Annotated in this window: 1 rRNA gene; it reads left to right on the forward strand. The window is 56.4% G+C overall.

The features are described 5' to 3' along the window. Nucleotides 1–1,293 (forward strand): 16S ribosomal RNA (locus tag GEV37_RS16845); the annotation flags it as partial. Nucleotides 1,294–1,304: the final 11 nt, after the last annotated feature.

Raw genomic sequence — 1,304 nt, forward strand, 5'->3', positions numbered from 1 at the left:
GTTGGTGGGGTAACGGCCCACCAAGGCGACGATCCGTAGCTGGTCTGAGAGGATGATCAGCCACATCGGGACTGAGACACGGCCCGAACTCCTACGGGAGGCAGCAGTGGGGAATATTGGACAATGGGGGCAACCCTGATCCAGCCATGCCGCGTGTGTGAAGAAGGCCTTCGGGTTGTAAAGCACTTTCAGCGAGGAAGAACGCCTGGCGGTTAATACCCGCCAGGAAAGACATCACTCGCAGAAGAAGCACCGGCTAACTCCGTGCCAGCAGCCGCGGTAATACGGAGGGTGCAAGCGTTAATCGGAATTACTGGGCGTAAAGCGCGCGTAGGTGGCTAAATAAGCCGGTTGTGAAAGCCCCGGGCTCAACCTGGGAACGGCATCCGGAACTGTTTGGCTAGAGTGCAGGAGAGGAAGGTGGAATTCCCGGTGTAGCGGTGAAATGCGTAGAGATCGGGAGGAATACCAGTGGCGAAGGCGGCCTTCTGGACTGACACTGACACTGAGGTGCGAAAGCGTGGGTAGCAAACAGGATTAGATACCCTGGTAGTCCACGCCGTAAACGATGTCGACCAGCCGTTGGGTGCCTTGTGCACTTTGTGGCGAAGTTAACGCGATAAGTCGACCGCCTGGGGAGTACGGCCGCAAGGTTAAAACTCAAATGAATTGACGGGGGCCCGCACAAGCGGTGGAGCATGTGGTTTAATTCGATGCAACGCGAAGAACCTTACCTACCCTTGACATCCTGCGAACTTGGTAGAGATACCTTGGTGCCTTCGGGAACGCAGAGACAGGTGCTGCATGGCTGTCGTCAGCTCGTGTTGTGAAATGTTGGGTTAAGTCCCGTAACGAGCGCAACCCTTGTCCTTATTTGCCAGCGGGTCATGCCGGGAACTCTAAGGAGACTGCCGGTGACAAACCGGAGGAAGGTGGGGACGACGTCAAGTCATCATGGCCCTTACGGGTAGGGCTACACACGTGCTACAATGGTCGGTACAAAGGGTTGCCAACTCGCGAGAGTGCGCCAATCCCGAAAAGCCGATCTCAGTCCGGATCGGAGTCTGCAACTCGACTCCGTGAAGTCGGAATCGCTAGTAATCGTGGATCAGAATGCCACGGTGAATACGTTCCCGGGCCTTGTACACACCGCCCGTCACACCATGGGAGTGGACTGCACCAGAAGTGGTTAGCTTAACCTTCGGGGGAGCGATCACCACGGTGTGGTTCATGACTGGGGTGAAGTCGTAACAAGGTAGCCGTAGGGGAACCTGCGGCTGGATCACCTCCTTAAACGATGCGTC

This window comes from Vreelandella malpeensis (assembly GCF_020622355.1).
In the GTDB taxonomy this organism is placed as follows: domain Bacteria; phylum Pseudomonadota; class Gammaproteobacteria; order Pseudomonadales; family Halomonadaceae; genus Vreelandella; species Vreelandella malpeensis.